This is a genomic window from Oricola indica (assembly GCF_019966595.1).
Taxonomy (GTDB): domain Bacteria; phylum Pseudomonadota; class Alphaproteobacteria; order Rhizobiales; family Rhizobiaceae; genus Oricola; species Oricola indica.
Genome location: NZ_JAINFJ010000001.1, coordinates 1,012,338 through 1,036,771, shown reverse-complemented (window position 1 = coordinate 1,036,771; position 24,434 = coordinate 1,012,338). Strand labels below are relative to the sequence as shown.

The following is a 24,434-nucleotide window of genomic DNA, read 5'->3' as shown; positions in this document are numbered from 1 at the left end:
CGTCCGGCCTTCATCAAAAGGGAGAATATGATGAAATTGAAGATGTTGCTCCTAGCTTCCGTTGCGAGCGTCGGCTTTACCGGCCCGGTCGTATCGCAAGACCTCGAGCCGTGCGAAAACTGCGCCGATGAAATGACCCTGGTTTCCTGGGGTGGCGCCTATCAGGCTTCCCAGGTCAAGGCATACTCCGAGCCCTACGCGGAGATGACCGGTGTTACCTTCGTCTGGGACGAAAGCTCGAACGAGGCCGTTGCCAAGCTGCGCGCCATGAACGAGGCCGGCAATGTGACCTGGGATCTCGTGGACGTTGTCGCTTCCGACGCCATCCGCCTCTGCGACGAAGGCCTCGCGCGTCCGATGGACGTGGACGCCGAACTGGCCGATGCGCCGGACGGTACGCCGGCTTCGGACGATTTCGGCGACCTGCTCGTCTCCGAGTGCTTCATTCCGCAGATCGTTTACTCGACCACGGCCGCCTACCGCGCCGATGTCGAGGAATGGGGCGGCAAGGAGCCGGAAGACATCTGCGCGATGTTCGACATGGAAACGTTCCCGGGCAAGCGTTCGCTCGAGAAGCGCCCGATCAACAACATGGAATGGGCTCTCCTGTGCGACGGTGTCGCCAAGGAAGACGTCTATGACGTGCTGGAAACCGACGAGGGCGTCGCACAGGCGCTCGCCAAGCTCGACACGATCAAGGATCAGGTCGTCTGGTGGTCGGCTGCTGCCGAGCCGCCGCAGCTTCTTGCCGACGGCGAAGTCGTTCTCGCCTCTTCCTACAACGGCCGTTTCTTCTCGGCCATCGAGGAACAGGGCCAGCCCTTCAAGATGCTTTGGGACGCGCAGGTGTTCGACCTTGACGGCTGGATCATTCCGGAAGGCCTTCCGGAAGACCGTCTCAACCGCGTGCTTCACTTCGTGAAATTCGCGACCGATACGCAGCGCCTCGCCGACCAGGCCAAGTACATCTCCTACGGTCCGGCACGCCTGTCGTCTGCTCCGCTCGTCGGCAAGCATGCGGAACTTGGCATCGACATGGCGCCGCACATGCCGACCGATCCGGAGAACGCGAAGAACACCTTCCTCTACAATTACGAGTGGTGGGCTGACAATCGCGACGACCTGGACGCAAAGTTCCAGGCATGGCTGGCGCAGTAATCGCCATCTGACACTTGTGGATGCGGCGGTACGCCGCCGCATCCCGATCCCGCAATTCCAGGCGAAGGTCTTCCATGAGCAGCACCACGACAGACACGTCGAGTAATGCGATGCCCGATGACGGGGTGGTCCGTGCCGCTGATGGAACGCCTTTGAAAAAACGGCTTGCGCGTGCTTTGCGCCGCGAGAAGTTGCGGTCGCTGATGCTGATCGCGCCGCTCCTGATTTTCATTGTTCTGACATTCATCGCGCCGATCGCGGACATGCTGTTCCGCTCGGTCGAAAACAATATCGTGGAAGACACGATCCCGCTGACCGTCGAGGCGCTGGCGGATTGGGATCCTGCATCCGACGAACTGCCCGGCGAACCCGTCTTCGCGGCGCTTCACGCCGATCTCCTGATCGCGGTGGAGGAGCGCATTCATACGCGGCTCGGATCGCGTCTCAACTACGAGAGTTCGGGCATGTCCGGCTTGTTCCGCAAGACCGGGCGGCGCGTCAAGCGGATGGACGAGGGCGACTACACCGCCCAATTCATCGAGGCCGACGAGGATTGGGGCGACCTGGAGACCTGGCGGGTTATCAAGCGCTTCAGCCCGCCCTACACGCCCGGATACTTCCTGAACGCGGTGGATGCCGAACAGACGTCGGAGGGGCTTCAACTGAAGCCGGAGAACGAGCGGATCTATCTCACGCTGTTCAACCGGACGATCGTGATGTCGCTCGCGATCACGGTATCCTGCCTGCTGCTCGGATTCCCGATCGCCTATTTGCTGGCGCATCTGCCGTTGCGTACCTCCAACATGCTGATGATCCTCGTGCTGCTGCCGTTCTGGACGTCGCTTCTGGTGCGGACGTCGGCCTGGAAGGTGCTGCTGCAGCAACAGGGCGTCATCAACGATTTTCTCGTCTGGATCGGACTGATCGACGACACCAACCGGCTGGTGATGATCAACAACCAGACCGGTACGATCATCGCGATGACGCATATCCTGCTGCCATTCATGATCCTGCCGCTCTTCTCGGTGATGAAGACCATCGCGCCCTATTACGTGCGGGCGGCGAAGAGCCTCGGCGCGAATGACTGGACGGCGTTCTGGCGGGTCTACTTCCCGCAGACCATCCCCGGCATCGGCGCCGGCGCGATTCTCGTCTTCATCCTGTCGATCGGCTACTACATCACGCCGGAACTGGTCGGTGGCACCAGCGGTATCTTCATCTCGAACCGCATCGCCTATCACATCTCGTCTTCGCTCAACTGGGGTCTGGCGGCAGCGCTCGGCACGATCCTGCTCGGGCTCGTCCTGCTGCTGTTCTACGTCTACGACAAGATCGTCGGCATCGATAACGTGAAGCTGGGTTAGGAGAAACCATGGCAGCCCTCCCACCCTATTCGTCCACGGCGCAGATTACGTGGTACTACGCGTTCCGCATCATTTGCGGGCTGATCTTCTTCTTCCTGATCTTCCCGATCATGGTGATCGTTCCGCTGTCGTTCAACGCGGAGAACTTTTTCACCTTCACACCGAAGATGCTGGCTCTCGATCCGGCTGGCTATTCGTTCAAGCACTATCAGGATTTCTTCACCAATCCTGACTGGCAGCAGGCCTTGTGGAACTCGGTGACGATCGCGCCGGTGGCGACGCTGCTGGCAACCGGATTCGGCACGCTTGCGGCGATCGGCCTGTCGCAAAGCCATGTGCCGTTCAAGTCGGCGATCATGGCGATCCTCATTTCGCCGATGATCGTCCCGCTGATCATCTCGGCGGCGGGCATGTATTTCTTCTATTCGCGGATCGGGCTGCAGGGCACCTATTGGGGGGTCGTCATGGCGCATGCCGCGCTTGGCACGCCCTTCGTGATCATCACCGTCACGGCAACCCTGGTCGGTTTCGACCGGTCGCTCACGCGCGCATCGGCATCGCTCGGTGCGGATCCGGTGCGCACCTTCTTCAAGGTGCAAATGCCGCTGATCATTCCGGGTGTGGTGTCGGGCGCGCTGTTCGCCTTCATCACCTCCTTCGACGAGGTGGTGGTGGTTCTGTTCCTCGGCTCGGCCTCGCAGAAAACGTTGCCCTGGCAGATGTTCACCGGCCTGCGCGAGCAGATTTCGCCGACGATCCTCGCGGTGGCGACGCTGATGGTGGCGATCTCCATCGTGCTTCTGACGGCACTGGAACTGCTGCGACGGCGGTCGGAGAGGCTCCGCGGGTTGTCCCCGGGCTGATACGGGCCGTCACGAAAGCCGGAATTCCAGCCACAACGGGTTGTGATCGGAGATGCGGAAGGCGAAGCTGCCCTTCGCTAAACTGCGATCTCGCAAAAGGCGGTTCCAGATTTCGACGATACCGCCATCGGTAACTTCGAGACCGAGTAGCGCGGCATCGCCTTTCGAGAACCATGCGATCTGGTCGTGATAGCTTTCCGCCTCGGGGTCCGAGTTCCGCGCATAGATCGTTCTCGGATGGCTCTGCAGGATGTAGGGGACTTCGAGCCCGGTGCCGACGAAGGCCTCGTAGAGATCGTTGCCGGTGCGCTCCAGGTTGAAATCGCCAAGCACGATCAGATTGTGGTGCCAGCGATTTTCCCGCGCCGCCCATGACTGCATCCATTTCGCGATGCCGCGCAATTCCGGCAGGCGTTCCTGCGTGGCGTCTCCATAGTCGATATGGGCGGTGACGAGGATGAAGGTCGTGTCCCGCGTCCGGAATGAAACGGCATAGGGATTTCGCGCGAACTGCTTCTTGAAGCTGTTCTTGTCGAAGCCGAACTCGTCCGCCTCGTCGGGCACCACGAGTTCGCCGGCGAGCCCGGAAAGCGCCACGCGCGTGTTGTCGAATATGAACGCCATGTGCTCGTCATTGCCGCCCTGACCCTCGGCACGATCCGTCATCAGGAAGCTCCAGTTCGGGCCGAGAATCTTCATGGCCGATCTCAGCGCGCGGAAATCGGCGCCGACTTCCTGTACGGCGATCACGTCGAACCGGGAGAGGATCTCCGTAATCGCCCAAAGGCACCGGTAATCCCGTTTCGGGCTGTCATTGCCGGATGATTTCCATTTTCGTGTCAGCGAGCGGAAATGCGCGATGTTCCAGGTCGCGATCAGGATGTTGCGATCGACTTCCCGTTTCGGCGGGATGATCGTGTCCAGATAGGCCGAATAATCGCGCATCTCGTCGATGGCTGCCTGCGGAACGGCGCCGTCTTCCGGCGCATTGGCCGGATCGGCGAAAAGAATGTCGAGGGGCGTCGGCATGGACCGTCTCCCAATGGCCGCAACCGAACGGTATCACCGCATCTGCGGCCGCACCATTGCAGGATCGTGCAATGGCGGGATTCCGCAACGGCATGCCGGTTTCGATTGCGAGACGGATTTTCGGTGATGTAGGATGTTCGTGCCGGTTTCACTTCCCGGTTCGGCCAACGTTTGCTGCAATAGTGCCGCGAGCCATCAGGCCCAACGAAGCGATCTCCGAAATGACAATCATGAACAGCACCGAGGACATGCTGCATGTCTTCCAGTGGCACAATGGCGACAAGGAGTGGTCGCCCTTTTCCGATGGCGAGATGAACCGGCGGCAGGACGCGATGCGGGCGCATATGGCCGTACAGGGCATCGATGCGGCCATGTTCACCTCCTATCACGGCATTTGCTACTATTCGGGGTTCCTCTACTGCTATTTCGGTCGCAAATTCGGGTTCGTGCTGACCGCGGACAATGCGACGACCGTATCCGCCGGTATCGATGGCGGGCAGCCCTGGCGGCGTAGCCATGGCGACAACGTCATCTATTCCGATTGGCGGCGCGATAACTTTTTCGAGGCACTGAAGAGTTTGATTCCGTCAAATGCGAAACGGATCGGCATCGAGTTCGATCACGTGTCGCTCGACTATCGCCGCCTGCTCGGCGAGGCGTTTCCGGGCATCGAGTTTGTCGATGTGGCCGAAGCTTCGATGTGGATGCGCGTGATCAAGTCCCACGAGGAGATCAAGCTGATCCGCGAAGGGACGCGCGTCTGCAATATCGGTGCACGGGCGGTCATGGATGCGCTGCAGGAAGGCGTGCCGGAATATGAAGTGGCGCTCGCCTCCACGCAGGCGATGGTTCGCGAAATCGGCGGGAGCTTTCCCTTCGTGGAACTGATGGACACCTGGACATGGTTCCAGTCGGGCATCATGACCGACGGGGCGCACAATCCGGTGACGAACAGGCGCGTGGCGCGTGGCGACATCTGCTCGCTCAACTGCTTTCCTATGATCTTCGGCTACTACACCGCGATCGAGCGCACACTGTTCTGCGAGGCGGCATCGGACGCCCATCTCGACTTGTGGGAAAAGAACTGCTCGGTGATGAAGGCGGGGTCCGACCTGATCGGGCCGGGCCGGAAATGCTCGGACATCGCGCTGGCGCTCAATGACATGTATCGCTCATGGGACCTGCTGCGATACCGTTCTTTCGGGTACGGTCATTCCTTCGGCGTGCTGTCGCATTATTACGGGCGCGAAGCCGGCGTCGAACTGCGCGAGGACGTCGAAACGGTGCTGGAGCCGGGCATGGTCGTATCGATGGAGCCGATGATCATGATCCCCGAAGGCATGCCGGGCGCTGGCGGCTACCGCGAGCACGACATCTTCGTCGTTACCGAAGACGGGGCGGAGAACATCACCAACTTCCCCTACGGACCAGGCCATATGATCATCCGGCGATAGGAGATTTCGCCCTTGAACAAAAACGCCCGGGTGAAAGCCCGGGCGTTTTCTGTTGATCCTGTCCGTGCCGGTCAGGCGGCGCATTCGAGCAGCAGCGTGCCCGCAGCCGTGTTGGAGATCGGGATGTGGTAATTGCGGGTGATCTCGGTGACATCGTCGCCCAGCGCGCCGCGCATCATCATCCACATCAGGAACTCGGTGCCTTGCGCGCCTGCCTTCTCGACCAGTTCCATCCGGCTGACCTTTGTCAGTTCCTCCGGATTGTGGACGATGTTTTCCAGGCAGTACTGGTCGAACTCCTTGTTGATGAAGCCCGCCCGCTGGCCGTCGAGTTGGTGCGACAGGCCGCCTGTCCCGAGGATCACGATCTTGGCGTCCTCCGGGAAAGACCGCAGCGCCTTGCCGAGCGCCTTGCCGAAATCGAGCGCACGCTTCAGCGTCGGGATCGGATGCTGCACCGTATTGGCCGAAATCGGCACCGCCTTCGGCATGTCCGGGTTATGAGGCGCGCCGGGCCAGAACAATTGCATCGGCACGACGAAACCGTGGTCGACGGGAAGTTCCTGGCAGGATGTGATGTCGAACTCGTCGGCGACCATCGATTCGATGATGTGCCAAGAGAGTTCCGGCGCGCCGGGGAACGGATCGAGCGACGGCAGGCCCCAGCCCTCGTCCTCGTTCTTGTATTCATGCGCCGCGCCGATCGCGAAAGTCGGCATCTGGTCAAGGAAGAATCCAAGGCCGTGATCGTTGTAGATATTGATCACATATTCGGGCTTGTGTTCCTTGATCCATGCGTGAACCTTCGGATAGCCGTCGAAGAACGGCTTCCAGTAAGGATCGTCATAGAGTTCCTTCTGGATCGCGTTCCCCACTGCGGGAATGTGGGAGGTGGTGATGCCGCCGAGAATTTTAGCCATGACCGGTCTCCTTATGCCTGGCTCGCGAGGAATTCCTTGAACTCCTCGGTCGTCCGGCCCGTCTGCATTCCGCCGACGTCCTGAACGGAGAGCTTGAAGATGCCGGCGAATTTGGCGAGATAGTAGATATTGCCGCCCGCATCGATCATGGCGAGGATGTTGCGGTCGCGGATCGCCTGCTTCTGCTCGTCGTTCAGCCCGAACTTTTCCATGTAGGCTTCTTCGTCGGCGCGGAACGCTTCGCGGTTCTCCGATTTGTTGAACGAGTAGCACATCTTGTTCAGCGCATAGCCCTTCATGGCCTGCTTGCCGTCGAAGATCGTCGTGCCGGGGATATCGATGTGATAATCAAAACCTGGTTGATCCATGGTTCTTCCTCCTGCTTTCCACTTATGTATACACAGTGGCTCCGAGCAGCGGAGTTGACTTAAATCAAGCCGGCACCGGCAGGGCATATATTGAATGTCGATTGCACAAAACTTATACCTCTTGCCTATCGCGTTTCCGGCCTGCGACAGCAAAAAACCCGGATGCTTTCGCATCCGGGCCGGAATGGACGGTTCAGGGTTCGAAGAGCCGTTCGCCGCAGTGGCGTCAGCCCCAGTATAGCCGCATCGGATTGTCGACGAGGAGTTTGCGCTGCGCGGTTTCCGTCGTGGCGATCCGTGGAATGAAATCGACCAGCTTTCCGTCGTCGGGCACATGGGATTTCATGTTCGGGTGCGGCCAGTCGGTGCCCCAGATCACACGATCTGGGAAAGTGTCGACGATCTTGCGGCCGAAGGCGACCACATCGTCATAGGGCGGACCGTCGGCGGTCAGACGTTCCGGGCAGGTCGCCTTGGTCCACATCGTCTCGACCTCGGCCATGAGATCGATGAAACGCTGGAAGTCGGGGTGATCCACACCCTTGGTGACGTCGGGACGGCCCATGTGGTCCACGACGATCGTCGTTGGCAGTTCCTTGAGGAACGGGATCAGTTCCTCGAGATCCGGTGCCTCGAAATAGACGACCGTGTGCCACCCCAGCTTCTTCACCTTGTCCGCGATGGTCAGAAACACATCCTTCGGGGTGTTGTCGACGAGGCGCTTGACGAAGTTGAACCGCACGCCGCGCACGCCCGCCTCGTGCATCTCCTTGAGTTCATCCTCGGAGATGTCCGGTCCGACCGAGGCGACGCCGCGGGCCATGTCGCCGGCCGCCTTGAGCGCATCGACGAGGGCGCGGTTGTCCTTGCCGTGGCACGTTGCCTGGACAATGACGTTGCGTTCAAAGCCGAGATAATCCCGCAGCTCGAACAGCTTTTCCTTCGGCGCGTCGCAGGGCGTGTATTTACGTTCCGGGGCATAAGGGAAGACATCAGCCGGCCCGAACACATGGCAATGCGCATCGACAGCACCCGGCGGCGGCACGAAGGCCGGCTTGGATGGATTGGGGTGAAAAGGCAGATAATCGGCGTCCATGGGTTCCCGTTTTCCCGTTTTCTTGTGGCGGCCCTTTGATATATCGCAATAGCGTTCTTGTCGCCTGCCGTCTGGTGCTGTCGAAAATGTCGCAGAGTCGGATTCTTGCCCATTCGAAACAGTTCGCCGCCTATAAAATTTTGCTATAGAGCACGAATGGGAATGGAAGGCGCACAGCGATGAGACAGGGCTTGCCCAACATTCGTCACCTCAGGGTTTTCCGCGAGGTCGCGCGGTGTCACAGCGTCAGTATGGCCGCTGAAAGGGCGCATCTGTCACAGCCGGCGGTGACCCAGGCGGTCGCGAAGCTCGAGGAGGAACTGTCGGTCCCGCTGTTCGACCGGCGCCGCGACGGGATGTATGCGACGGAAACGGGAGAGGCGTTCCTGGCGCGGGTCGAGCGGGCGCTCAGCCACCTTCAAACCGGTGCGCGAGAAGCGGCGAGGATCGGCGCGCGCCGCAAGGGCAGGGGGTTCAGCGATTTCGACAGGCTCTTGACCGCTGCCCAGTTGCGCGCCCTCGTGGCGGTCTCCGAGGCCAAGAACTTTTCCATGGCGGCGCGCAATATCGGTATTTCGCAGCCCTCGATCCATCGCGCCGCGCGCAACCTCGAACGGCTCTCCGGAATCAAATTGTTCAACAGCGCGCATGAGGGCGTTTCCCTGACGCCGGCCGCCCAGGCGCTGGCGCAACGCACAAAGCTGGCGCTGGCCGAATTGCAGCAGGGATTCGACGAGGTGGACGACTTTCTGGGCAGGGATTCCGCTCATATTGTCGTCGGAGCGCTGCCGCTGGCGCGAACCTACATCCTGCCCACGGCGATCGACGCGATGGTGCGGAACTCGAAGCGCGTGCAGATCCGGGCCGTTGACGGCCGCTACGCCGAATTGCTTCACAGCCTGCGTCATGGCGATATCGATTTCCTGATCGGCGCGCTGCGTGAGCCGCCGCCTGTCGACGATATCATCCAGGAAGCCCTGTTCGACGATCCGCTCGCGATCGTCGCGGGCGCGCAACATCCGCTGGCGCAGCGCGAAACGGTCGCCATCGAGGATGTACTCGCCTATCCGTGGGTCGCACCGCCGAAGACGACGCCGGCGGGCAGCTATCTCTACAACACGCTGCGGATCGGTGAACTGGCGGACACGCCGGTGCGTGTCGTTTCCAGTTCGCTGGTCCTGGTGCGCGGTCTCCTGATGACCGGCGATTACATCACCGTCATCTCGATGAACCAGATCCGTCACGAACACGATCAGGGGATCGTGGTGCCGCTTCCAGTGCCGCTTACGGGCAATGCGCGCACGATCGGACTGACTTACCGGCGCGACTGGCGGCCGACACGAACGCAACAACAGTTCCTTGCCCATATCCGCGAGGTTTGCCGCACCGTGCCGGCTGCCGAGGCCAGTTCGGTTCAAAGCTATTCGGAAAATGAATAGGGCCCGATGCGAATGAATAGCCAAGTGGTTCAAGGCGATGTTAAGCAGCAGGCCATATCGGCCGGACTGGCCGCCATGCGCGTCGCGTATCGCCAGCTTATGGATGGCAGTCACGGCGCAACGAGTCATGTGGCGGCTGCGTTAAGGACCGGAGACGAAAGACCGAAAGGCAGGAGGACGACATGAGACTGTGTGTAGCAGGCGCGTATGGCGCGTTCGGACTGAAACACCTGGATGCGCTTTCCAATATCGATGGCGTCGAGGTGACATCGGTCATGGGACCGACCAAGGCCAAGATCGAGGCGCTCGCCGCGGAACGCGGTATCGGCCATGCCGCGGACAATCTCGCCGATTGTCTTGCGCGCGACGACGTGGATGCGGTGATCCTCGCCACGCCGACGCAGATGCATGCCGAACAGGCAATCGCCTGCATGGATGCCGGCAAGCATGTTCTCGTCGAAATTCCGATGGCGGATTCGCTGGCCGACAGCGAGGCGGTGGTCGCGAAACAGAAGGAAACCGGGCTGGTCGCCATGGCCGGACAGGTGCGCCGCTTCAATCCCAGCCACCAATGGATACACAACAAGATCAAGGCGGGTGAGCTGAAGGTCCAGCAGATGGACGTTCAGACCTACTTCTTCCGTCGCTCCAACACGAATGCGAAGGGCGAGCCGCGCAGCTGGACAGACCACCTGCTCTGGCATCACGCCTGCCACACGGTGGACCTGTTCCAGTACCAGACCGGTGAAACGGCGTCGGAGGCGTTCGGACTGCAGGGTCCGATGCATCCCGAGCTGGACATCGCGATGGACATGACGATCGGCATGAAGACGCCGTCCGGCGCTATTTGCACGCTGTCGCTAAGCTTCAACAATGACGGGCCTTTTGGCACGTTCTTCCGCTATATCTGCGACAACGGCACCTATCTCGCGCGTTACGACGACCTTTTCGACGGGTACGACAAGCCGGTGGATCTGTCGGGCGTGGCGGTGTCGAACAACGGGATCGAGCTTATCGACCGCGAATTCGTTTCCGCCATCGAGGAAGGCCGCGAGCCCAATTCGAGCGTCGCGCAGGTATTGCCCGCGATGGAGATACTGGACCGCATCGAACGCGGCTTCAAATAAGACGCTTCAGGCGAAGTGCAGTAAAAAGCCGAAGGCCGGGCGTTCAGCCCGGCCTTTTTTGGATCATTCCTTGACGTATGGCTTGCCGTCGGCGGCCGGCGGGCGTGATCGTCCGACAAAGCCCGCGACGACGACGATCGTGGCGATATAGGGCGCCATGGCCAGGAACTCCGACGGGATTGGCGTGCGCACGATCGCCAGCTTCTGCTGAAGCGAATCAGCGAAACCGAAGATGAGCGCGGCCATCAGCGCGCCGACCGGGTGCCAGCGGCCAAAGATCATGGCGGCGAGACCGATATAGCCAAGGCCACCGGTCATGTTCTCGTCGAACCGGCCGACGGAGCCCAGCGTGAACCACGCACCGCCGAATCCGGCGACCATGCCGGCAAGCGTCACGTTGATGTAGCGAGTGCTGTAGACGTTGATGCCGAGCGTATCGGCGGCGCGAGGATGTTCGCCGACCGAGCGGGCGCGCAGGCCGTAGCGGGTGTGGAACAGATAATAGGTCGCCACGCAGACGAGGATGACCGCGCCGTAAACGAACAGGTTCTGGTTGAACAGAACGGAGCCGATCACCGGGATGTCGCCGAGGAACGGAATCTTCCAGGCCCGGAAGACGGGCGCGTTGTTCAGGGCCCGGTACTCCGAAAAGACCTGGCTGGAGACATAGGACGTGACGCCGAGCACGAAGAGGTTGATCACGACGCCGGCGATGATCTGGTCCATGCGGTAGGTGACCACAAGCGCGGCCAGAATGAAGCCGAACATGCCGCCCACAATGACGGCGCAGAGGAGGCCGCCCCAACCGCCGAGAAGCGAGCCCATCAGCGCGCCGGTGAAGGCGCCGGCCAGCAGCATGCCCTCGATTGCGATATTGACGACGGCAACACGCTCGGACAGCACGCCGGCCAGGCCGCCCAGTGCGATCGGCACGGCCGCGACGACGGTCGCCGACAGCATTCCGGTCAGCGAGAAGGACTTGCCCGCGGTCGCCCATACGAGGAAGGCCGCGACGGCGATCGCGCAACCGGCGGCTATCGAGATCATCGACCATTTCGATCCGCCGCGCATGAATTGTCGGACGCCGAGGAGGGCGAGCACTGCGGCCGCGAGGAAATTGAACGGCGCGGCGGGAACGACGAGGTTTGGAACCACCCAGGTATCGCGCGGATGAGACAGCCGGAACGTGGCCTCTCCCGCCGATTCCAGAGCGAACACGATGGCGACGAGAGCGGCCAGCCCGATCAGCACGAAGCCGTAGATGCGTGCCTGGCGGGTCTTGTGTGTTTCCAGCTTGTCGGCGGACGCAAGGTCGGTCGTCGATACAGCGGCCATAGCCCGTTACTCCTTGCGTTCCGCGGGTTTTCTGAAGCCCCACGGAAAGATCGCCCGCACGAGCAGCGGGGCGGCGATGAAGACGATGATGAGCGCCTGGATGATGCCGATCAGGTCAATCGACACGCCGGCATCCACCTGCATCTGGCGGCCGCCGGCCTCCAGCGCGCCGAACAGCAGGCCGGCAAACAGCACGCCGATCGGGTGCGAACGGCCGAGCAGAGCGACGGAAATGGCGTCGAAGCCGATGCCCGCGGAAAAGCCGGGCGTTGCGCGCTCGAGAACGCCGAGCACCTGATTGGCGCCGGCGAGACCGGCCAGGGCGCCGGCAGTGGCCATGGCGAGCACGATGATCAGCGAGGCGCGCATGCCGGCATAGCGCGCGGCGTCCGGGTTTTCTCCCGAGGCGCGGAATTCGAAGCCGGTCTTGGTCTTGAACAGCAGCCAGTAAACGAGGATCACTGCTCCGATCATGACGAAGATGCCGGCGTGAAGACGCAGATTGGGATCGATATCCGTGAGCAGACGAGGCAGTTCCGCGCTCGGGACAACCGATTTCGAGACCGGATCGGACCGGCCCTCGCGCTGCATCCAGGTCAGCCCCAGCATGTAGTCGAGCAGGCGATAGGAGATCAGGTTGAGCATGATCGTCGAGATCACCTCATGCGCGCCAGTCGCCGCGCGCAGCCAGCCCGCGATCGAGGCGTAGAGCCCTCCGGCAACCGCCCCCGCCAGAAGGGCCAGCGGAAGATGGATGATCCACGGCATGCCTGGAAAGGAAAAACCGACGATCACCGCCGCGATGCCGCCGACGATAATCTGGCCCTCGGCGCCGATATTGAACAGGCCGGCCCTGAAACCCAGCGCAAGGCCCAGCCCGGCGAGCACAAGCGGAATCGCGGATGTCAATGTTTCGGACAGCGAGTTGATCGAGCCCACCGAACCTTGCAGCAGCGCCAGATAGGATCGGCCGATTGTCTGGATATCGACCGCCGTCGCCAGCATGACGAGAGCACCCACGATCAGCGCGACGATAACCGCGAAGATCGGCACGATGACCAGATCCTCGAACTCCGCGCGGCCGGGCGCGGCGCGCTGTAACAGCTTCGCTGTCAGTGTGTCGCGGTTCGACGTGTCTGTCATTCGTGCGCTCCCGCCATGGCGAGACCCACGGCATTCTTGTCGACCGGGCCGGCCGTCGCGTCGAATTCGGCGACGATGCGGCCTTCGAACATCACGAGGATACGGTCGGAGAGCGACATGATCTCGTCGAGTTCGGAAGAAACGATAATGACGCCGTCGCCTTCGTCGCGAGCGTCCATCAGGCGGCTGTGGATATACTCGATGGAGCCGACATCGAGACCGCGCGTCGGCTGGGCGGCGATGACCAGCTTGGTTTCGCGCTCCAGTTCGCGCGCGACCACCATCTTCTGCTGGTTGCCGCCCGACAGATTGCCCGCCTTCAGGTAGACGGACGGCGTGCGCACGTCGAAGTCGATGGCGTATTGCGCGGCCGTCTTCAGCACTTCCGGCCACTTGATGTTCGGGCCGTTCGAGAAACGGTCATCGTAGTAGGTGTTGAGCACCATGTTCTCGTAGATGGTGAAATTGGAGATCATCCCGGATTTGTGGCGGTCTTCGGGAATGTGCGCCATGCCCATTCGGTGGCGTTCGCGGGCAGAGGCGTTGGTGATGTCCTTGCCGAGGAAGCTGATGGATCCAGCGGTGACATGATGCAGACCTGTCACCGCTTCGATCAGCGCGGACTGGCCATTGCCCTGAACACCGGCGATACCAACTACTTCGCCCGAGCGAACGTGAAAACTCGCATGGTTGACGGCGATCTCGTCGTTCTCGCGCAGCACGACGAGGTTCTTCACCTCGAGCAGCGTTTCCTTGGGGTCGAATGGGCCCTTCTTCACGTCGAAGGAGACGGGGCGGCCGACCATCATTTCGGCGAGCTGGTTTTCCGTCAGCGTCTTCGGATCGCCTTCGCCAGTGATCCTGCCGCCGCGCAGCACGTTGATCCGGTCGGCGATCTCGATGATTTCATGCAGTTTGTGCGTAATGAAGACGATGGCCTTGCCCGCGTCGCGCAGCGACTTGACGATGCCGAAGAACTCCTCGACCTCCTGCGGGGTCAGGACGGCGGTCGGTTCGTCGAGGATCAGCACTTCCGCAGAGCGAAAAAGAACTTTCAGGATTTCGACGCGCTGCTGGATGCCGACGGGCAAATCCTCGATCAGCGCATCCGGATCGACCTGGAGCCCGTATTTCTCATTGATGTCGCGCACCTGTTTGCGCGCGGTCGCCAGGTCGAGATAGTCGAATCTCCCGGTCGGCTCTACACCGAGAATGACATTTTCCGCGACCGTGAAAACCGGAACCAGCATGAAGTGCTGGTGAACCATGCCGATGCCGGCGGCGATGCCGTCGCCCGGACCTTCGAAATCGACAGGTTTTCCATCGATCAGGATTTGACCCTCGTCGGGCGAATAGAGCCCGGAGAGGATGTTCATCATGGTGGACTTGCCGGCGCCGTTCTCGCCCAGCAGGCCGAGCACCTCGCCGGCGCGGATTGTGAGGTTCACATCGTCGTTGGCAGTAACCGGCCCGAAACGCTTGGTTATGCCGCGCAGTTCAACGTCCACAGCGTCACTCTCCCCGCTGGACAAATGAACCCGCCGCCGCGAAGGGCGGCGGGTCGGATAGCAGCGCGTTAGCCGCCGATCGAGATCGAACCGTCGATGATGCCGGCCTTGATCTCTTCGATTTCGGATTTCAGTTCAGCCGGAACGGCATCCTCGAAATCGTGGAACGGCGCGAGGCCGACGCCGTCATTCTCGAGCGTGCCGACGGTGACGCCGCCCTCGAACGTGTCGTCCATGACGGAGTCGATCACCGCCTGAACGGTGGCGTCCATGCGCTTGAGGACCGAGGTGAGATAGACGTTCTGCTTCTCGGTGTCGGTCATGTACTGGTCGGCGTCGACGCCGACGATCTTCAGCTTGTCGGTGCCGAGTTCGTCGGCGAGAGCGGCGGAACCGAGACCGACCGGTCCGGCGACCGGCATGACGATGTCGGCGCCTTCGTCATAGAGGTTCTGGGCGAAGGTGCGGCCGTCGTCCAGGCTCTCGAAGTTGTTGGTGAACAGGCCATCCTTGTCTTCCGGATCCCAACCGAGAACCGTGACGTCAGTGCCCTTCTTTTCGTTGTAGTACTCGGCGCCATGCACGAAGCCGTCCATGAAGACGGTCACCGGCGGGATGTTGATGCCGCCAAACGTGCCGATCACGCCGGTCTCCGACATGCCGGCGGCGAGATAGCCGGCGAGGAAGGCGGCCTGCTCGGTCGCGAAGACCTGGCCGACGACATTCGGGATCGTCGGATCGTAGGCGAAGTCGACGATCGAGAATTTCTGGTCCGGATTGGCTTCGGCCGCCGCCTTGGTGGCGTCGCCCATCAGAAAGCCGACGGTGATGATGACATCACAGGCGCCGCCCAGAAGCGAGTTCAGGTTCGCCTCGTAGTCCGTTTCGGCCTGGCTCTCCAGGAAACGGCCTTCGATGCCCTTGGCTTCCATCGCGTCCTGAACGCCTTTCCAGGCGGTCTGGTTGAAGCCCGCGTCATCGATACCGCCGGTGTCGGTTACCTGGCAGGCGGTGAAAGCCGCCGCCGACGAGATCGACCCGAACAGCAGCGCCGTCGCCACTGCGACGCCGCCCATTAGTCTGCCTTTGTTCAACATAAGATACTCCCTGGGAATGAATGCCGGAATTCAAGGAAACCCGGTACGGAATTGCAATACCCAACGTTTGTGACGTTGCACCCGACGCACTCTAAGCCGGAAATGCCGGGAAAACCAATACCCTGCCTGCGTTCTCCGACACTTCTGTTCGATGCGTCCGCCGACCGGGAGAAAGCCTGCGAAATCTTGTCGCAACCGGACGGGCGACACGCCGCAAAAACAGGGCGCGAATGACGGATTCCGCATTTGATGCTGATCAATGTGGGAATGGCGCTTGGCAAGTTATATATGCCAATTATGTAATATGTCAGAAAGCTGGAGTGGAGGAATTATCATGGCGCATGTCGTCGTACTGGGTGCCGGTCTGGGCGGCACCATCATGGCTTACGAGGTTCGCGAAGAACTCTCGAAAGAACACAAGGTGTCCGTTGTCACGAACGGAACGCACTATTCGTTCGTACCTTCGAATCCGTGGGTGGCTGTCGGCTGGCGTGAAAAGGACGCGATCGAGGTCGATCTGCGACCGGTGATGCAGCGGCGTGACATCGACTTGTATTCGCAGGGTGCCAAGCGGCTGCATGCGGACGAGAAACGCATCGAGCTCAATGACGGCACATCGGTCGAGTATGACTATCTCGTCATCTCGACAGGTCCGGAACTCGCGTTCGACGAGATCGAGGGGCTGGGGCCGGAGGCCAATACGCAGTCGGTCTGCCATGTCGATCATGCCATCCAGGCGAAAGAGGCTTTCGACAAGCTGCTTGCCAATCCGGGGCCGGTCATCATCGGCGCGGTGCAGGGCGCTTCCTGTTTTGGCCCGGCCTACGAATTCGCCTTCATTCTGGACAAGGCCCTTCGTGACGCGAAGATCCGGGACAAGGTGCCGATGACCTTCGTCACGTCGGAACCTTATGTCGGCCATCTCGGTCTCGACGGTGTCGGCGACACAAAGGGGCTGCTCGAAAGCGAATTGCGCAACCACCACATCAAGTGGATCACCAATGCCAAGGTCGACAAGGCCGATGAAGGCATGATGCATGTCTCGGAGATCGCCGAGGATGGTTCCGTCAAGGCGACGCATGAGTTGCCTTTCGTCTTCTCGATGATGCTGCCGGCGTTCCGGGGAGTTGCCGCGGTGCGCGACATCGAGGGCCTGACCAACCCGCGTGGCTTCATCATCGTCGATGATCACCAGCAGAACCCGAAATATCCGGAGATCTTCTCGGTCGGTGTCTGTGTCGCGATCCCGCCGATGGGCAAGACGCCGGTTCCGGTCGGCGTACCGAAGACCGGCTTCATGATCGAATCCATGGTGACGGCGACGGCGCACAATATCGGCAAGATCGTGCGTGGCGAGAAACCCGATGCGCAGGGCACATGGAACGCCGTCTGCCTCGCCGATTTCGGAGATTCCGGGATCGCCTTTGTCGCGCAGCCGCAGATCCCGCCGCGCAACGTCAACTGGTCCTCGTCGGGCAAGTGGGTGCATCTGGCGAAGGTCGGCTTCGAAAAATACTTCCTGCACAAGATCCGCTCCGGCAAGTCGGAGCCCGCTTACGAGAAGCTCGCGATGCAGGCGCTGGGCATCCAGAAACTGAAGGAAGTCAGGTTCGATATCGAAGACGCCTGACGATCACGATATCCGTGCCCGCCGTTTTCGGACGGCGGGCGCACCAACCCTGTGAAACGGAACAATACGAATGTCTCTCGACAAGATGGTTCTTGCCTTTGCGGGCGCGATGACACTGCTCTCGGTTCTGCTGACCTGGTATGTCTCGCCCTATTTCCTCTGGTTCACCGTGTTCATCGGCGTGAATCAGATCCAGTCTGCTTTCACCGGCTTCTGCCCGGCGGCGTTGATATTCCGCAAGCTTGGCGTCAAGCCCGGCACGGCATTCTGATCACCCGAAATTTCCGGGCCGGTTCGCGGGATCGCGGATTGCGCGTGGCCTGAACGGCGCTTAGCCTTGTCTCTGTCTTTGAGGAGACGAGTCATGATGCAGTTCATTTGCGCGCTGCCGATCATTGCCGGATTGAGCGGCGCATGTGCGGAACCCGCCGGAGTCGTCGGCTATGTCGAGGGCGATTACGCGCTGATCGCGCCGATCGAGTCCGCGCAGATCGAGGGCATCGAGGTCGGCCGCGGCGATCGTGTGGAGTCCGGACAGATCCTCGTCAGGCTCGAACGCCGCGACGCGGAAATCGCGGTCGCACAGGCCAATGCCTCGCTCGCACAGGCAAAAAGCCAGCTTGCGGATCTGACAGTCGGCAAACGTCCCAAGGAAATCGAGGCAATCAGGGCCGCGCTCAATTCGGCTCGCGCGCAGGCATCGGAGGCACGACGTGTCGTCGATCGGCAGCGGGATCTCCTGGAACGGGGCATCACCTCGCAGGCGAATTACGACACGGCCGCGACCAGCCTCGAACTCGCCGAGGCGCAGGTCGCCGAACTCGAAGCCAATCTGGAGGTCGCGCAACTTCCGGCGCGTGCCGATACGATCGCGGCGGCGAAGGCCGGGGTCGAACAGGCGGAAGCCGTGCTCGCCAATGCGGATTGGCGGCTCGCCAAGCGCACGATCGAATCGCCGGTTACCGGGCATGTCTTCGACGTCGTCCGCCATGCCGGCGAAACGGCGGGCCCGCAGGCGCCGATCCTCTCCATCCTTCCCGACGGCGCGACCAAGTTGCGCCTCTACGTGCCCGAAACGGCGCTGTCCTCGATCTCGCTCGGCATGGCGCTCGATGTGCGCTGCGACGGCTGCGAGCCGGGCATGACGGCGACGATCAACTACATTTCGGACGAGCCGGAATTCACGCCTCCGGTCATCTACTCGTTGGAGAACCGGCAAAAGCTCGTCTATCTCGTCGAGGCGAAGCCGGACGAGGCGGCGCGGCCGCTCAAGCCCGGCCAGATCGTCGACGCGGTCATCTCGGAGACGGAATAGTGGATCATGTCATCGACGTTCGCGGGATGGTCAAGCGCTATTCCGGGCGCGCCGTCGTCGATCACGTGTCGATCAAGGTGGCAGAGGGCGAGATTTCCGGCTTTCTGGGGCCGAACGGGTCCGGCAAGACGACGACCATCCGCATGATGTGCGGGCTCCTGACGCCGGATGAAGGCGAGGGCACCGTGCTTGGGCTCGATGTGCGCAAGGACAGCCGGCGCATTCGCAGTCAGGTCGGCTACATGACGCAGCGATTCTCGTTCTACGAGGACCTGTCGATCGAGGAAAACCTGAACTTCGTCGCGCGGCTTTACGATCTGCATCCCGTACGCGATCACGTCCGCGATACGCTGGAGGATCTGGGCCTGACGGCGCGGCGGCGTCAACTCGCCGGTCAGTTGTCCGGCGGCTGGAAGCAGCGCCTCGCGCTCGCGGCCTGCGTCATGCACAAGCCGAAACTGCTGCTTCTCGACGAGCCGACCGCCGGTGTCGACCCGAAGGCCCGGCGCGAATTCTGGGACGAGATTCACGAGCGCGCCGCCGGCGGCATGACCGTGCTGGTGTCAACCCACTACATGGACGAAGCGGAGCGCTGCCATCGAATCCATTACATCTCGCACGGTACCCTGCTCGCCAGCGGGACCGTGGACGAGGTCGTATCGGAAGCGGCTCTGACAACCTATGTCATCGAGGGTCCCGACCTTGCCGATGTCATGGCGCAACTGACAGGTGCGCCGGGCGTCGATCAGGTGGCGCCGTTCGGAACGACGCTGCATGTGGTCGGGCGCGACGCCGATCTGCTGGGCGAGACCATCGGGAAACTGGCGACGGACGGCTTCACCGTGCGCCCCGGCGTTACCAGCCTGGAGGATGTGTTCATCCAGTTGATGGCGGAACCGCGGGAGACGGCTGCATGATCGCCGGTTTCTCGTTTCACAGGCTCTATGCGCTGCTCGACAAGGAATCGATCCAGATGCGGCGCGACCGCATCACCTTCGGGATGATGCTCGGCATTCCGCTGCTGCTGCTGGTGCTCTTCGGTTACGCCATCAACAACGACCCGAAACATCTGCCGACCGCTTTGGTGACGACAAGCCAGGATCACTACACCCGCGCCATGGTCACGGCGCTGGAGATGACCGGTTATTATCATTTCAATCACATCGTCGAGAGCGCGGAAGAGGCCGAGCGCCTGTTCGAGAAGGGCGATGTCTCCTTCGTGGTGACCATCCCGTCGGATTTCGCCCGCCGGGTGCAAAGGAACGACCATCCGCGCATTCTGATCGAGGCGGATGCGACCGATCCGTCGGTTGCCTCCGGCGCGATTTCGACTTTGGGCACTGTCGCCGCGCAGGCGTTGCTTCGCGAGCAGCCGGCGGCGGCGGAGGCCGCCGAGGCCATGCAGGGTCAATTGGAGGTGATCGTCCACAAGCGCTACAATCCGGAGGGCATCACCCAGTACAACGTCGTCCCCGGCCTTCTCGGCGTCATCCTGCAGATGACCATGGTGATGATGACTTCGATGGCGCTGACGCGTGAACTGGAACGCGGCACGATGGAAAACCTGCTGTCGTTGCCGGCGACGCCGCTCGAAATCATGCTCGGCAAGATCCTCCCCTATCTCATCGTTGGGGCTGTGCAGGTGGGCGTCATTCTGGTCGCGGCGAAGCTCCTTTTCTCGGTGCCCTTCGTGGGCGGTCTCGGCCTGTTGCTTGCCGGCGTGCTGATCTTCGTTCTCGCGCTGGTGCTGCTCGGTTACCTGATTTCGACGATGGCGCGCACGCAAATGCAGGCGATGCAGCTCGCCTTCTTCTTCTTTCTGCCGTCGATCCTGCTGTCCGGCTTCATCTTTCCATTTCGCGGCATGCCGGGCTGGGCGCAGCTGGTCGGCGAATTGTTACCGTTAACGCACTTTCTGCGCATGGTGCGCGCGATCATGCTCAAGGGCGCGACATTCGACACGGTGGCAAATCATTTTGGCGCGCTGCTCCTGTTCGTTTTCGCTTTTGCCGGCATTGCGCTGCTCCGATTCCGCCGGACCCTCGATTGACCGGCATGACAAGGGTCAATGTGGTCGGCGAGCCGATTTCGCAATATCATGCGCTAAGGATTCGGACGAAGGACGCCATGAGACGGGAGACAGGAATTGCCTGACCTGGAGACAGGGCTCACGGCACCAACCGACGGAAAGAACCGTGCGGGCCGCGTGATCGCGGTGCGTGGGCCGGTTCTCGACATCAAGATCGACGGCGTGTTGCCGGAGATCCATGAGGCTGTCGCCGTGCAGGCCGGGGAGGCAACCATCCTCGCTGAAACGCAATCCCATCTCGACGAGAAGACCATCCGCGCGATTGCCATGCAGCCGACCCAGGGGTTGTGGCGCGGCGCGCGCACGGAATCGACCGGTCAACCGATCACCGTGCCGGTCGGCGACGGCGTGCTCGGGCGGCTGCTCAATATTCTCGGCGAGCCGGCCGACAATGGCGCGGAGTTCGCGCCCGATACGGCGCGCAGGCCGATCCACCGGGCGGCGCCGCCGATTTCGCGCCAGAGTGCTGCGACCGACATCTTCGCCACCGGCATCAAGGTGATCGATCTGCTCGCGCCGCTGGCGCATGGCGGCAAGGCGGCGATGTTCGGTGGCGCCGGGGTTGGCAAGACCGTACTCGTCATGGAACTCATTCATGCGATGGTCTCCGGCTATGACGGCATTTCGGTGTTTGCGGGCGTCGGCGAACGCTGCCGCGAAGGCCATGAGATGCTGCACGAGATGAAGGCGTCGGGTGTGCTCGACCAGACCGTGCTCGTCTACGGACAGATGAACGAACCGCCGGGCGCACGGTGGCGCGTGCCGCTGACGGCCATGACCATCGCCGAGCATTTTCGCGACGAGAAGGCGCGCAACGTCCTGCTCCTGATGGACAATGTGTTCCGCTTCATCCAGGCGGGTTCGGAAGTCTCGGGACTGCTTGGGCGCAGGCCGTCGCGGGTCGGCTACCAGCCGACGCTCGAAACCGAGGTGGCCGACTTGCAGGAGCGGATCGCGTCCATCGGAAACGCGTCGGTGACGGCCATCGAGGCGGTTTACGTGCCGGCCGACGATTTCACCGATCCGGCAGTCGGCACGATCGCCAACCATGTCGATTCGATGGTCGTTCTTTCACGGCAATTGGCGGCGGAGGGAATCTATCCCGCGATCGATCCCATCGCGACGACCTCCGTCCTGCTCGACCCGCTCGTCGTCGGGCAGTCGCATGCGGATGTCGCCGGCCAGGTGCGCGAGGTCATCGAGCATTACCGCGAATTGCGCGACGTGATCGCGCTTCTGGGCGTCGAGGAACTCGGCGCGGAGGAGCGCCGTGCCGTTGGCCGCGCGCGCCGGTTGCAGCGCTTCCTTACCCAGCCCTTTTTCACCGCCGCCGCGTTTACCGGCGCTGAGGGACGGAGCGTGACCGTGGAAGACACGGTGTCTGGCTGCCGGGCCATTCTCGACGGCGAATGCGACGAATGGGACGAAAGCTCCCTCTACATGATCGGCACGCTCGACGAGGCGCGCGAAAAGGAAAAGGCGCTTCGGGGCAAGTCCGGCGGCGGAAAGGCGGCGGCATGACGGAACGTTCGCTGACCCTGACCATCACGACGCCCCTGGACGTCGTGGCTCGGATCGACGGCGTCACCTCGTTTCGCGCCAGCGACGACAGCGGCGCTTTCGGCATCCTGCCGGGCCATGCGGACCTGCTTGCCGTGCTGCGGTCCTGTGTGGCGCGATGGCGGGTCGGAAAGGGCGAGTGGCGGTTTTGCGCGCTGCATGGCGGTCTGATGACCGTGGAGGAAGGCCGCGCGATACGGATAGCCTGCCGGGAGGGTGTGCTTGGAACGGACCTGGCCTCGCTGGAGGCGCGGGTGCAACGCATGCGGGAGGCGGAAGCGCAGGCGGCCAGCAGCGAACGCGTCAGCCAGGCGAGACTGCACGCCCGCGCCATTCGCCAGATCATGCGCCAGTTTTCTCATGATCATGGCGTTTCGGTCGACAGTGCTTTGGAGGAGATTTTCCAATGAGCGACGAGATGCAGGGCACCAACCATCTCGGTGAAGCGGCGCGCAAGGCCGCCGAACGCGAGGTGTTGAAAACCTCCGATCCGGAGCCGTCGCTCGCGCGGCGGTTCGGGCAGATCGGGATTCTCGGCTGGATGGTCGTCATTCCGGTTCTCGGGGCACTGCTTGTCGGAAGCTGGCTCGATCGGCTTTTCGGAACGGGCGTGACCTTCTCCGCTGCCCTGACGATGGTCGGCGCGGTGCTCGGTCTCTGGCTCGTCTTCCGCTGGATGCACGAGCAATGAGCTTCCTCGCGCCGTACGATCTCGCTTTCCTGTCTCCGGCATGGATCGTGTCCGCTTTCGTTGGGCTCGCAATCGGCTATGCGGCGGGGCTGGTCCATTTCCGAACGCTCAAGGCCGTGGCGCGGCGGTTTGCGGCAGGTGAAATGTCGGCGGTCTTCCTGCAGCTCGGCCGCCTCGCCCTGCTCGGCGGGCTGTTGTTCCTGCTCGCTTTGTGGGGCGCGCAAGTGCTCCTGCCCGGCGCCGCCGGTGTTCTGCTGGCGCGGCGAAAGGTGCTGGCACAGGCGGAGGCGGAAACATGAACGAGTCGCCGCTGCTTCTCCAGACTGCCTTCTCGGTCGGACCCGTTCCGGTGACTTACGCCGTCGTGACGACCTGGGGCGTCATGGCGTTTCTCGTGGTCGGCTCCTGGCTGATGACCCGTCGCCTTTCCAGCAACGCCGGATCGGCGCAGACCGTTCTTGAAGTCGTGGTCACAACCATCGACGCGCAGATCGAATCGACGCTGCAGCGCGATCCCGCGCCGTACCGCACACTGGTCGGGACATTGTTCCTGTTCATCCTTGCAGCGAACTGGTCGTCGATCGTGCCGAATGTCGAACCGCCCACGGCGCATCTGGAAACCGATGCGGCTCTCGCGGCGGCGGTCTTCGTCGCGACGATCTATCACGGCATCCGTTCGAACGGACCGCTCGGCTATCTCAGGACCTTCGCCGAACCGTCATGGGTGATGATCCCGCTCAATCTCGTCGAGCAGATCACACGTACCTTCTCGCTGATGGTTCGCCTGTTCGGAAACGTGATGAGCGGGGTCTTTGTCATAAGCATCGTTCTGTCGCTTGCCGGTCTGCTCGTGCCGATCCCGCTGATGGCGCTCGATCTTCTGACCGGCGCCGTGCAGGCCTACATTTTCGCGGTCCTTGCGACCGTCTTCATTGCCGCCGCCGTTGGCGAAGGCACCCGCCGCGACGGCGCGGCGGAAACCGGAAAGGAAACCGATTGATGGATATTATCAAGATCGTCTCCATAGCGGCGGCCGCACTGGCGGTCTCCTTCGGCGCGATCGGTCCGGCGCTGGCCGAGGGGCGCGCCGTTGCTGCCGCGATGGATGCCATCGCGCGCCAGCCCGAAGCGGCCGGAACATTGTCGCGGACCCTTTTTGTCGGACTGGCGATGATTGAAACGATGGCGATCTACTGTCTCGTCATCGCGCTGCTCCTGCTCTTCGCCAATCCCTATACGGTCTAGGAT

At 61.9% G+C, this 24,434-nt stretch carries 25 protein-coding genes; 17 read left to right on the top strand and 8 right to left on the bottom strand.

Features of this window, described 5'->3' with window-relative positions:
• The first annotated feature begins 30 nt into the window (after window positions 1-30).
• The 3 genes from LC343_RS04965 to LC343_RS04955 all read left to right on the top strand — a co-directional run bounded on the left by LC343_RS04965 (window position 31) and on the right by LC343_RS04955 (window position 3,385).
• A complete protein-coding gene (locus LC343_RS04965) occupies window positions 31-1,158 on the top strand; it encodes an extracellular solute-binding protein (protein ID WP_428982500.1) in 1,128 nt (375 codons plus the stop codon).
• A 74-nt stretch (window positions 1,159-1,232) separates the two neighbouring features.
• Window positions 1,233-2,522 carry an ABC transporter permease gene (locus LC343_RS04960; protein ID WP_223475971.1) on the top strand — a complete coding sequence of 430 codons (1,290 nt, stop codon included), beginning with the start codon at window positions 1,233-1,235 and terminating at the stop codon, window positions 2,520-2,522.
• Between the two features lie 8 nt (window positions 2,523-2,530).
• The gene (locus LC343_RS04955) at window positions 2,531-3,385 is read left to right on the top strand and encodes an ABC transporter permease (RefSeq protein ID WP_223475970.1); all 855 of its coding nucleotides are present in this window, start codon (window positions 2,531-2,533) and stop codon (window positions 3,383-3,385) included.
• A gap of 9 nt (window positions 3,386-3,394) precedes the next feature.
• Here LC343_RS04955 and LC343_RS04950 read toward each other — a convergent pair whose 3' ends face one another.
• Window positions 3,395-4,414, bottom strand: a complete 1,020-nt coding sequence (locus LC343_RS04950) for an endonuclease/exonuclease/phosphatase family protein (RefSeq protein ID WP_223475969.1) — start codon at window positions 4,412-4,414, stop codon at window positions 3,395-3,397.
• 221 nt (window positions 4,415-4,635) lie between these two features.
• Between LC343_RS04950 and LC343_RS04945 the strand changes: the two genes are divergently transcribed.
• On the top strand, window positions 4,636-5,868 hold the full coding sequence (locus LC343_RS04945) for an aminopeptidase P family protein (protein WP_223475968.1): 1,233 nt from the start codon (window positions 4,636-4,638) through the stop codon (window positions 5,866-5,868).
• 71 nt (window positions 5,869-5,939) lie between these two features.
• On the opposite strand, the gene LC343_RS04940 is transcribed toward LC343_RS04945, so the two are convergent.
• From LC343_RS04940 to LC343_RS04930, 3 genes are all read right to left on the bottom strand, one after another.
• Window positions 5,940-6,788 (bottom strand): class III extradiol dioxygenase family protein, encoded by an 849-nt coding sequence (locus LC343_RS04940; RefSeq protein WP_223475967.1) that lies wholly within the window; start codon window positions 6,786-6,788, stop codon window positions 5,940-5,942.
• 11 nt (window positions 6,789-6,799) lie between these two features.
• Window positions 6,800-7,156, bottom strand: coding sequence for a protocatechuate 4,5-dioxygenase subunit alpha (locus LC343_RS04935; RefSeq protein WP_223475966.1), 357 nt, complete (start codon window positions 7,154-7,156; stop codon window positions 6,800-6,802).
• A 226-nt stretch (window positions 7,157-7,382) separates the two neighbouring features.
• Entirely contained in the window at window positions 7,383-8,252 is an 870-nt protein-coding gene (locus tag LC343_RS04930; protein WP_223475965.1) for an amidohydrolase family protein, read from the bottom strand.
• A 179-nt stretch (window positions 8,253-8,431) separates the two neighbouring features.
• Between LC343_RS04930 and LC343_RS04925 the strand changes: the two genes are divergently transcribed.
• Window positions 8,432-9,691: a LysR family transcriptional regulator gene (locus LC343_RS04925; protein WP_223475964.1), complete on the top strand. Its 1,260-nt coding sequence runs from the start codon at window positions 8,432-8,434 to the stop codon at window positions 9,689-9,691.
• 182 nt (window positions 9,692-9,873) lie between these two features.
• A complete protein-coding gene (locus LC343_RS04920) occupies window positions 9,874-10,818 on the top strand; it encodes a Gfo/Idh/MocA family oxidoreductase (RefSeq protein ID WP_223475963.1) in 945 nt (314 codons plus the stop codon).
• A gap of 63 nt (window positions 10,819-10,881) precedes the next feature.
• Here the strand turns inward: LC343_RS04920 and LC343_RS04915 are convergent, their stop codons facing one another.
• The 4 genes from LC343_RS04915 to LC343_RS04900 all read right to left on the bottom strand — a co-directional run bounded on the left by LC343_RS04915 (window position 10,882) and on the right by LC343_RS04900 (window position 15,901).
• Window positions 10,882-12,153: an ABC transporter permease gene (locus LC343_RS04915; protein WP_223475962.1), complete on the bottom strand. Its 1,272-nt coding sequence runs from the start codon at window positions 12,151-12,153 to the stop codon at window positions 10,882-10,884.
• 6 nt (window positions 12,154-12,159) lie between these two features.
• Window positions 12,160-13,296: an ABC transporter permease gene (locus tag LC343_RS04910; protein WP_223475961.1), complete on the bottom strand. Its 1,137-nt coding sequence runs from the start codon at window positions 13,294-13,296 to the stop codon at window positions 12,160-12,162.
• Window positions 13,293-14,804 carry an ABC transporter ATP-binding protein gene (locus tag LC343_RS04905; protein WP_223475960.1) on the bottom strand — a complete coding sequence of 504 codons (1,512 nt, stop codon included), beginning with the start codon at window positions 14,802-14,804 and terminating at the stop codon, window positions 13,293-13,295. The genes LC343_RS04910 and LC343_RS04905 overlap by 4 nt, the downstream gene beginning before the upstream one ends.
• A gap of 68 nt (window positions 14,805-14,872) precedes the next feature.
• Window positions 14,873-15,901 (bottom strand): BMP family lipoprotein, encoded by a 1,029-nt coding sequence (locus tag LC343_RS04900; RefSeq protein ID WP_223475959.1) that lies wholly within the window; start codon window positions 15,899-15,901, stop codon window positions 14,873-14,875.
• A gap of 334 nt (window positions 15,902-16,235) precedes the next feature.
• Here LC343_RS04900 and LC343_RS04895 point away from each other — a divergent pair, with 334 nt between their 5' ends.
• The 11 genes from LC343_RS04895 (at window position 16,236) to LC343_RS04845 (ending at window position 24,431) form a co-directional block, all read left to right on the top strand.
• Window positions 16,236-17,531, top strand: a complete 1,296-nt coding sequence (locus tag LC343_RS04895; protein ID WP_223475958.1) for an NAD(P)/FAD-dependent oxidoreductase — start codon at window positions 16,236-16,238, stop codon at window positions 17,529-17,531.
• Between the two features lie 70 nt (window positions 17,532-17,601).
• Window positions 17,602-17,802 (top strand): YgaP family membrane protein, encoded by a 201-nt coding sequence (locus tag LC343_RS04890; protein WP_223475957.1) that lies wholly within the window; start codon window positions 17,602-17,604, stop codon window positions 17,800-17,802.
• A gap of 96 nt (window positions 17,803-17,898) precedes the next feature.
• Entirely contained in the window at window positions 17,899-18,846 is a 948-nt protein-coding gene (locus LC343_RS04885) for an HlyD family secretion protein (RefSeq protein WP_223476115.1), read from the top strand.
• Window positions 18,846-19,763 (top strand): ABC transporter ATP-binding protein, encoded by a 918-nt coding sequence (locus LC343_RS04880; protein WP_223475956.1) that lies wholly within the window; start codon window positions 18,846-18,848, stop codon window positions 19,761-19,763. Before LC343_RS04885 ends, LC343_RS04880 begins: the two co-directional genes overlap by 1 nt.
• On the top strand, window positions 19,760-20,896 hold the full coding sequence (locus LC343_RS04875) for an ABC transporter permease (protein WP_223475955.1): 1,137 nt from the start codon (window positions 19,760-19,762) through the stop codon (window positions 20,894-20,896). The genes LC343_RS04880 and LC343_RS04875 overlap by 4 nt, the downstream gene beginning before the upstream one ends.
• Window positions 20,897-20,992: 96 nt before the next feature.
• Window positions 20,993-22,456 (top strand): F0F1 ATP synthase subunit beta, encoded by a 1,464-nt coding sequence (atpD, locus tag LC343_RS04870; protein WP_487345351.1) that lies wholly within the window; start codon window positions 20,993-20,995, stop codon window positions 22,454-22,456.
• The gene (locus LC343_RS04865; RefSeq protein ID WP_223475954.1) at window positions 22,453-22,905 is read left to right on the top strand and encodes a F0F1 ATP synthase subunit epsilon; all 453 of its coding nucleotides are present in this window, start codon (window positions 22,453-22,455) and stop codon (window positions 22,903-22,905) included. The genes atpD and LC343_RS04865 overlap by 4 nt, the downstream gene beginning before the upstream one ends.
• Window positions 22,902-23,186 carry an AtpZ/AtpI family protein gene (locus LC343_RS04860; protein ID WP_223475953.1) on the top strand — a complete coding sequence of 95 codons (285 nt, stop codon included), beginning with the start codon at window positions 22,902-22,904 and terminating at the stop codon, window positions 23,184-23,186. Before LC343_RS04865 ends, LC343_RS04860 begins: the two co-directional genes overlap by 4 nt.
• On the top strand, window positions 23,183-23,485 hold the full coding sequence (locus LC343_RS04855; protein ID WP_223475952.1) for an N-ATPase subunit AtpR: 303 nt from the start codon (window positions 23,183-23,185) through the stop codon (window positions 23,483-23,485). The genes LC343_RS04860 and LC343_RS04855 overlap by 4 nt, the downstream gene beginning before the upstream one ends.
• On the top strand, window positions 23,482-24,186 hold the full coding sequence (locus LC343_RS04850; protein WP_223475951.1) for a F0F1 ATP synthase subunit A: 705 nt from the start codon (window positions 23,482-23,484) through the stop codon (window positions 24,184-24,186). The genes LC343_RS04855 and LC343_RS04850 overlap by 4 nt, the downstream gene beginning before the upstream one ends.
• On the top strand, window positions 24,186-24,431 hold the full coding sequence (locus tag LC343_RS04845) for a F0F1 ATP synthase subunit C (protein WP_223475950.1): 246 nt from the start codon (window positions 24,186-24,188) through the stop codon (window positions 24,429-24,431). Before LC343_RS04850 ends, LC343_RS04845 begins: the two co-directional genes overlap by 1 nt.
• Window positions 24,432-24,434: the final 3 nt, after the last annotated feature.

Coding starts and splice junctions, on each gene's coding strand:
- LC343_RS04965 (WP_428982500.1), top strand. CDS start 31: ATGAAATTGAAGATGTTGCTCCTAGCTTCCGTTGCGAGCGTCGGCTTT.
- LC343_RS04960 (WP_223475971.1), top strand. CDS start 1,233: ATGAGCAGCACCACGACAGACACGTCGAGTAATGCGATGCCCGATGAC.
- LC343_RS04955 (WP_223475970.1), top strand. CDS start 2,531: ATGGCAGCCCTCCCACCCTATTCGTCCACGGCGCAGATTACGTGGTAC.
- LC343_RS04950 (WP_223475969.1), bottom strand. CDS start 4,414: ATGCCGACGCCCCTCGACATTCTTTTCGCCGATCCGGCCAATGCGCCG.
- LC343_RS04945 (WP_223475968.1), top strand. CDS start 4,636: ATGACAATCATGAACAGCACCGAGGACATGCTGCATGTCTTCCAGTGG.
- LC343_RS04940 (WP_223475967.1), bottom strand. CDS start 6,788: ATGGCTAAAATTCTCGGCGGCATCACCACCTCCCACATTCCCGCAGTG.
- LC343_RS04935 (WP_223475966.1), bottom strand. CDS start 7,156: ATGGATCAACCAGGTTTTGATTATCACATCGATATCCCCGGCACGACG.
- LC343_RS04930 (WP_223475965.1), bottom strand. CDS start 8,252: ATGGACGCCGATTATCTGCCTTTTCACCCCAATCCATCCAAGCCGGCC.
- LC343_RS04925 (WP_223475964.1), top strand. CDS start 8,432: ATGAGACAGGGCTTGCCCAACATTCGTCACCTCAGGGTTTTCCGCGAG.
- LC343_RS04920 (WP_223475963.1), top strand. CDS start 9,874: ATGAGACTGTGTGTAGCAGGCGCGTATGGCGCGTTCGGACTGAAACAC.
- LC343_RS04915 (WP_223475962.1), bottom strand. CDS start 12,153: ATGGCCGCTGTATCGACGACCGACCTTGCGTCCGCCGACAAGCTGGAA.
- LC343_RS04910 (WP_223475961.1), bottom strand. CDS start 13,296: ATGACAGACACGTCGAACCGCGACACACTGACAGCGAAGCTGTTACAG.
- LC343_RS04900 (WP_223475959.1), bottom strand. CDS start 15,901: ATGTTGAACAAAGGCAGACTAATGGGCGGCGTCGCAGTGGCGACGGCG.
- LC343_RS04895 (WP_223475958.1), top strand. CDS start 16,236: ATGGCGCATGTCGTCGTACTGGGTGCCGGTCTGGGCGGCACCATCATG.
- LC343_RS04890 (WP_223475957.1), top strand. CDS start 17,602: ATGTCTCTCGACAAGATGGTTCTTGCCTTTGCGGGCGCGATGACACTG.
- LC343_RS04885 (WP_223476115.1), top strand. CDS start 17,899: ATGCAGTTCATTTGCGCGCTGCCGATCATTGCCGGATTGAGCGGCGCA.
- LC343_RS04875 (WP_223475955.1), top strand. CDS start 19,760: ATGATCGCCGGTTTCTCGTTTCACAGGCTCTATGCGCTGCTCGACAAG.
- LC343_RS04865 (WP_223475954.1), top strand. CDS start 22,453: ATGACGGAACGTTCGCTGACCCTGACCATCACGACGCCCCTGGACGTC.
- LC343_RS04860 (WP_223475953.1), top strand. CDS start 22,902: ATGAGCGACGAGATGCAGGGCACCAACCATCTCGGTGAAGCGGCGCGC.
- LC343_RS04855 (WP_223475952.1), top strand. CDS start 23,183: ATGAGCTTCCTCGCGCCGTACGATCTCGCTTTCCTGTCTCCGGCATGG.
- LC343_RS04850 (WP_223475951.1), top strand. CDS start 23,482: ATGAACGAGTCGCCGCTGCTTCTCCAGACTGCCTTCTCGGTCGGACCC.
- LC343_RS04845 (WP_223475950.1), top strand. CDS start 24,186: ATGGATATTATCAAGATCGTCTCCATAGCGGCGGCCGCACTGGCGGTC.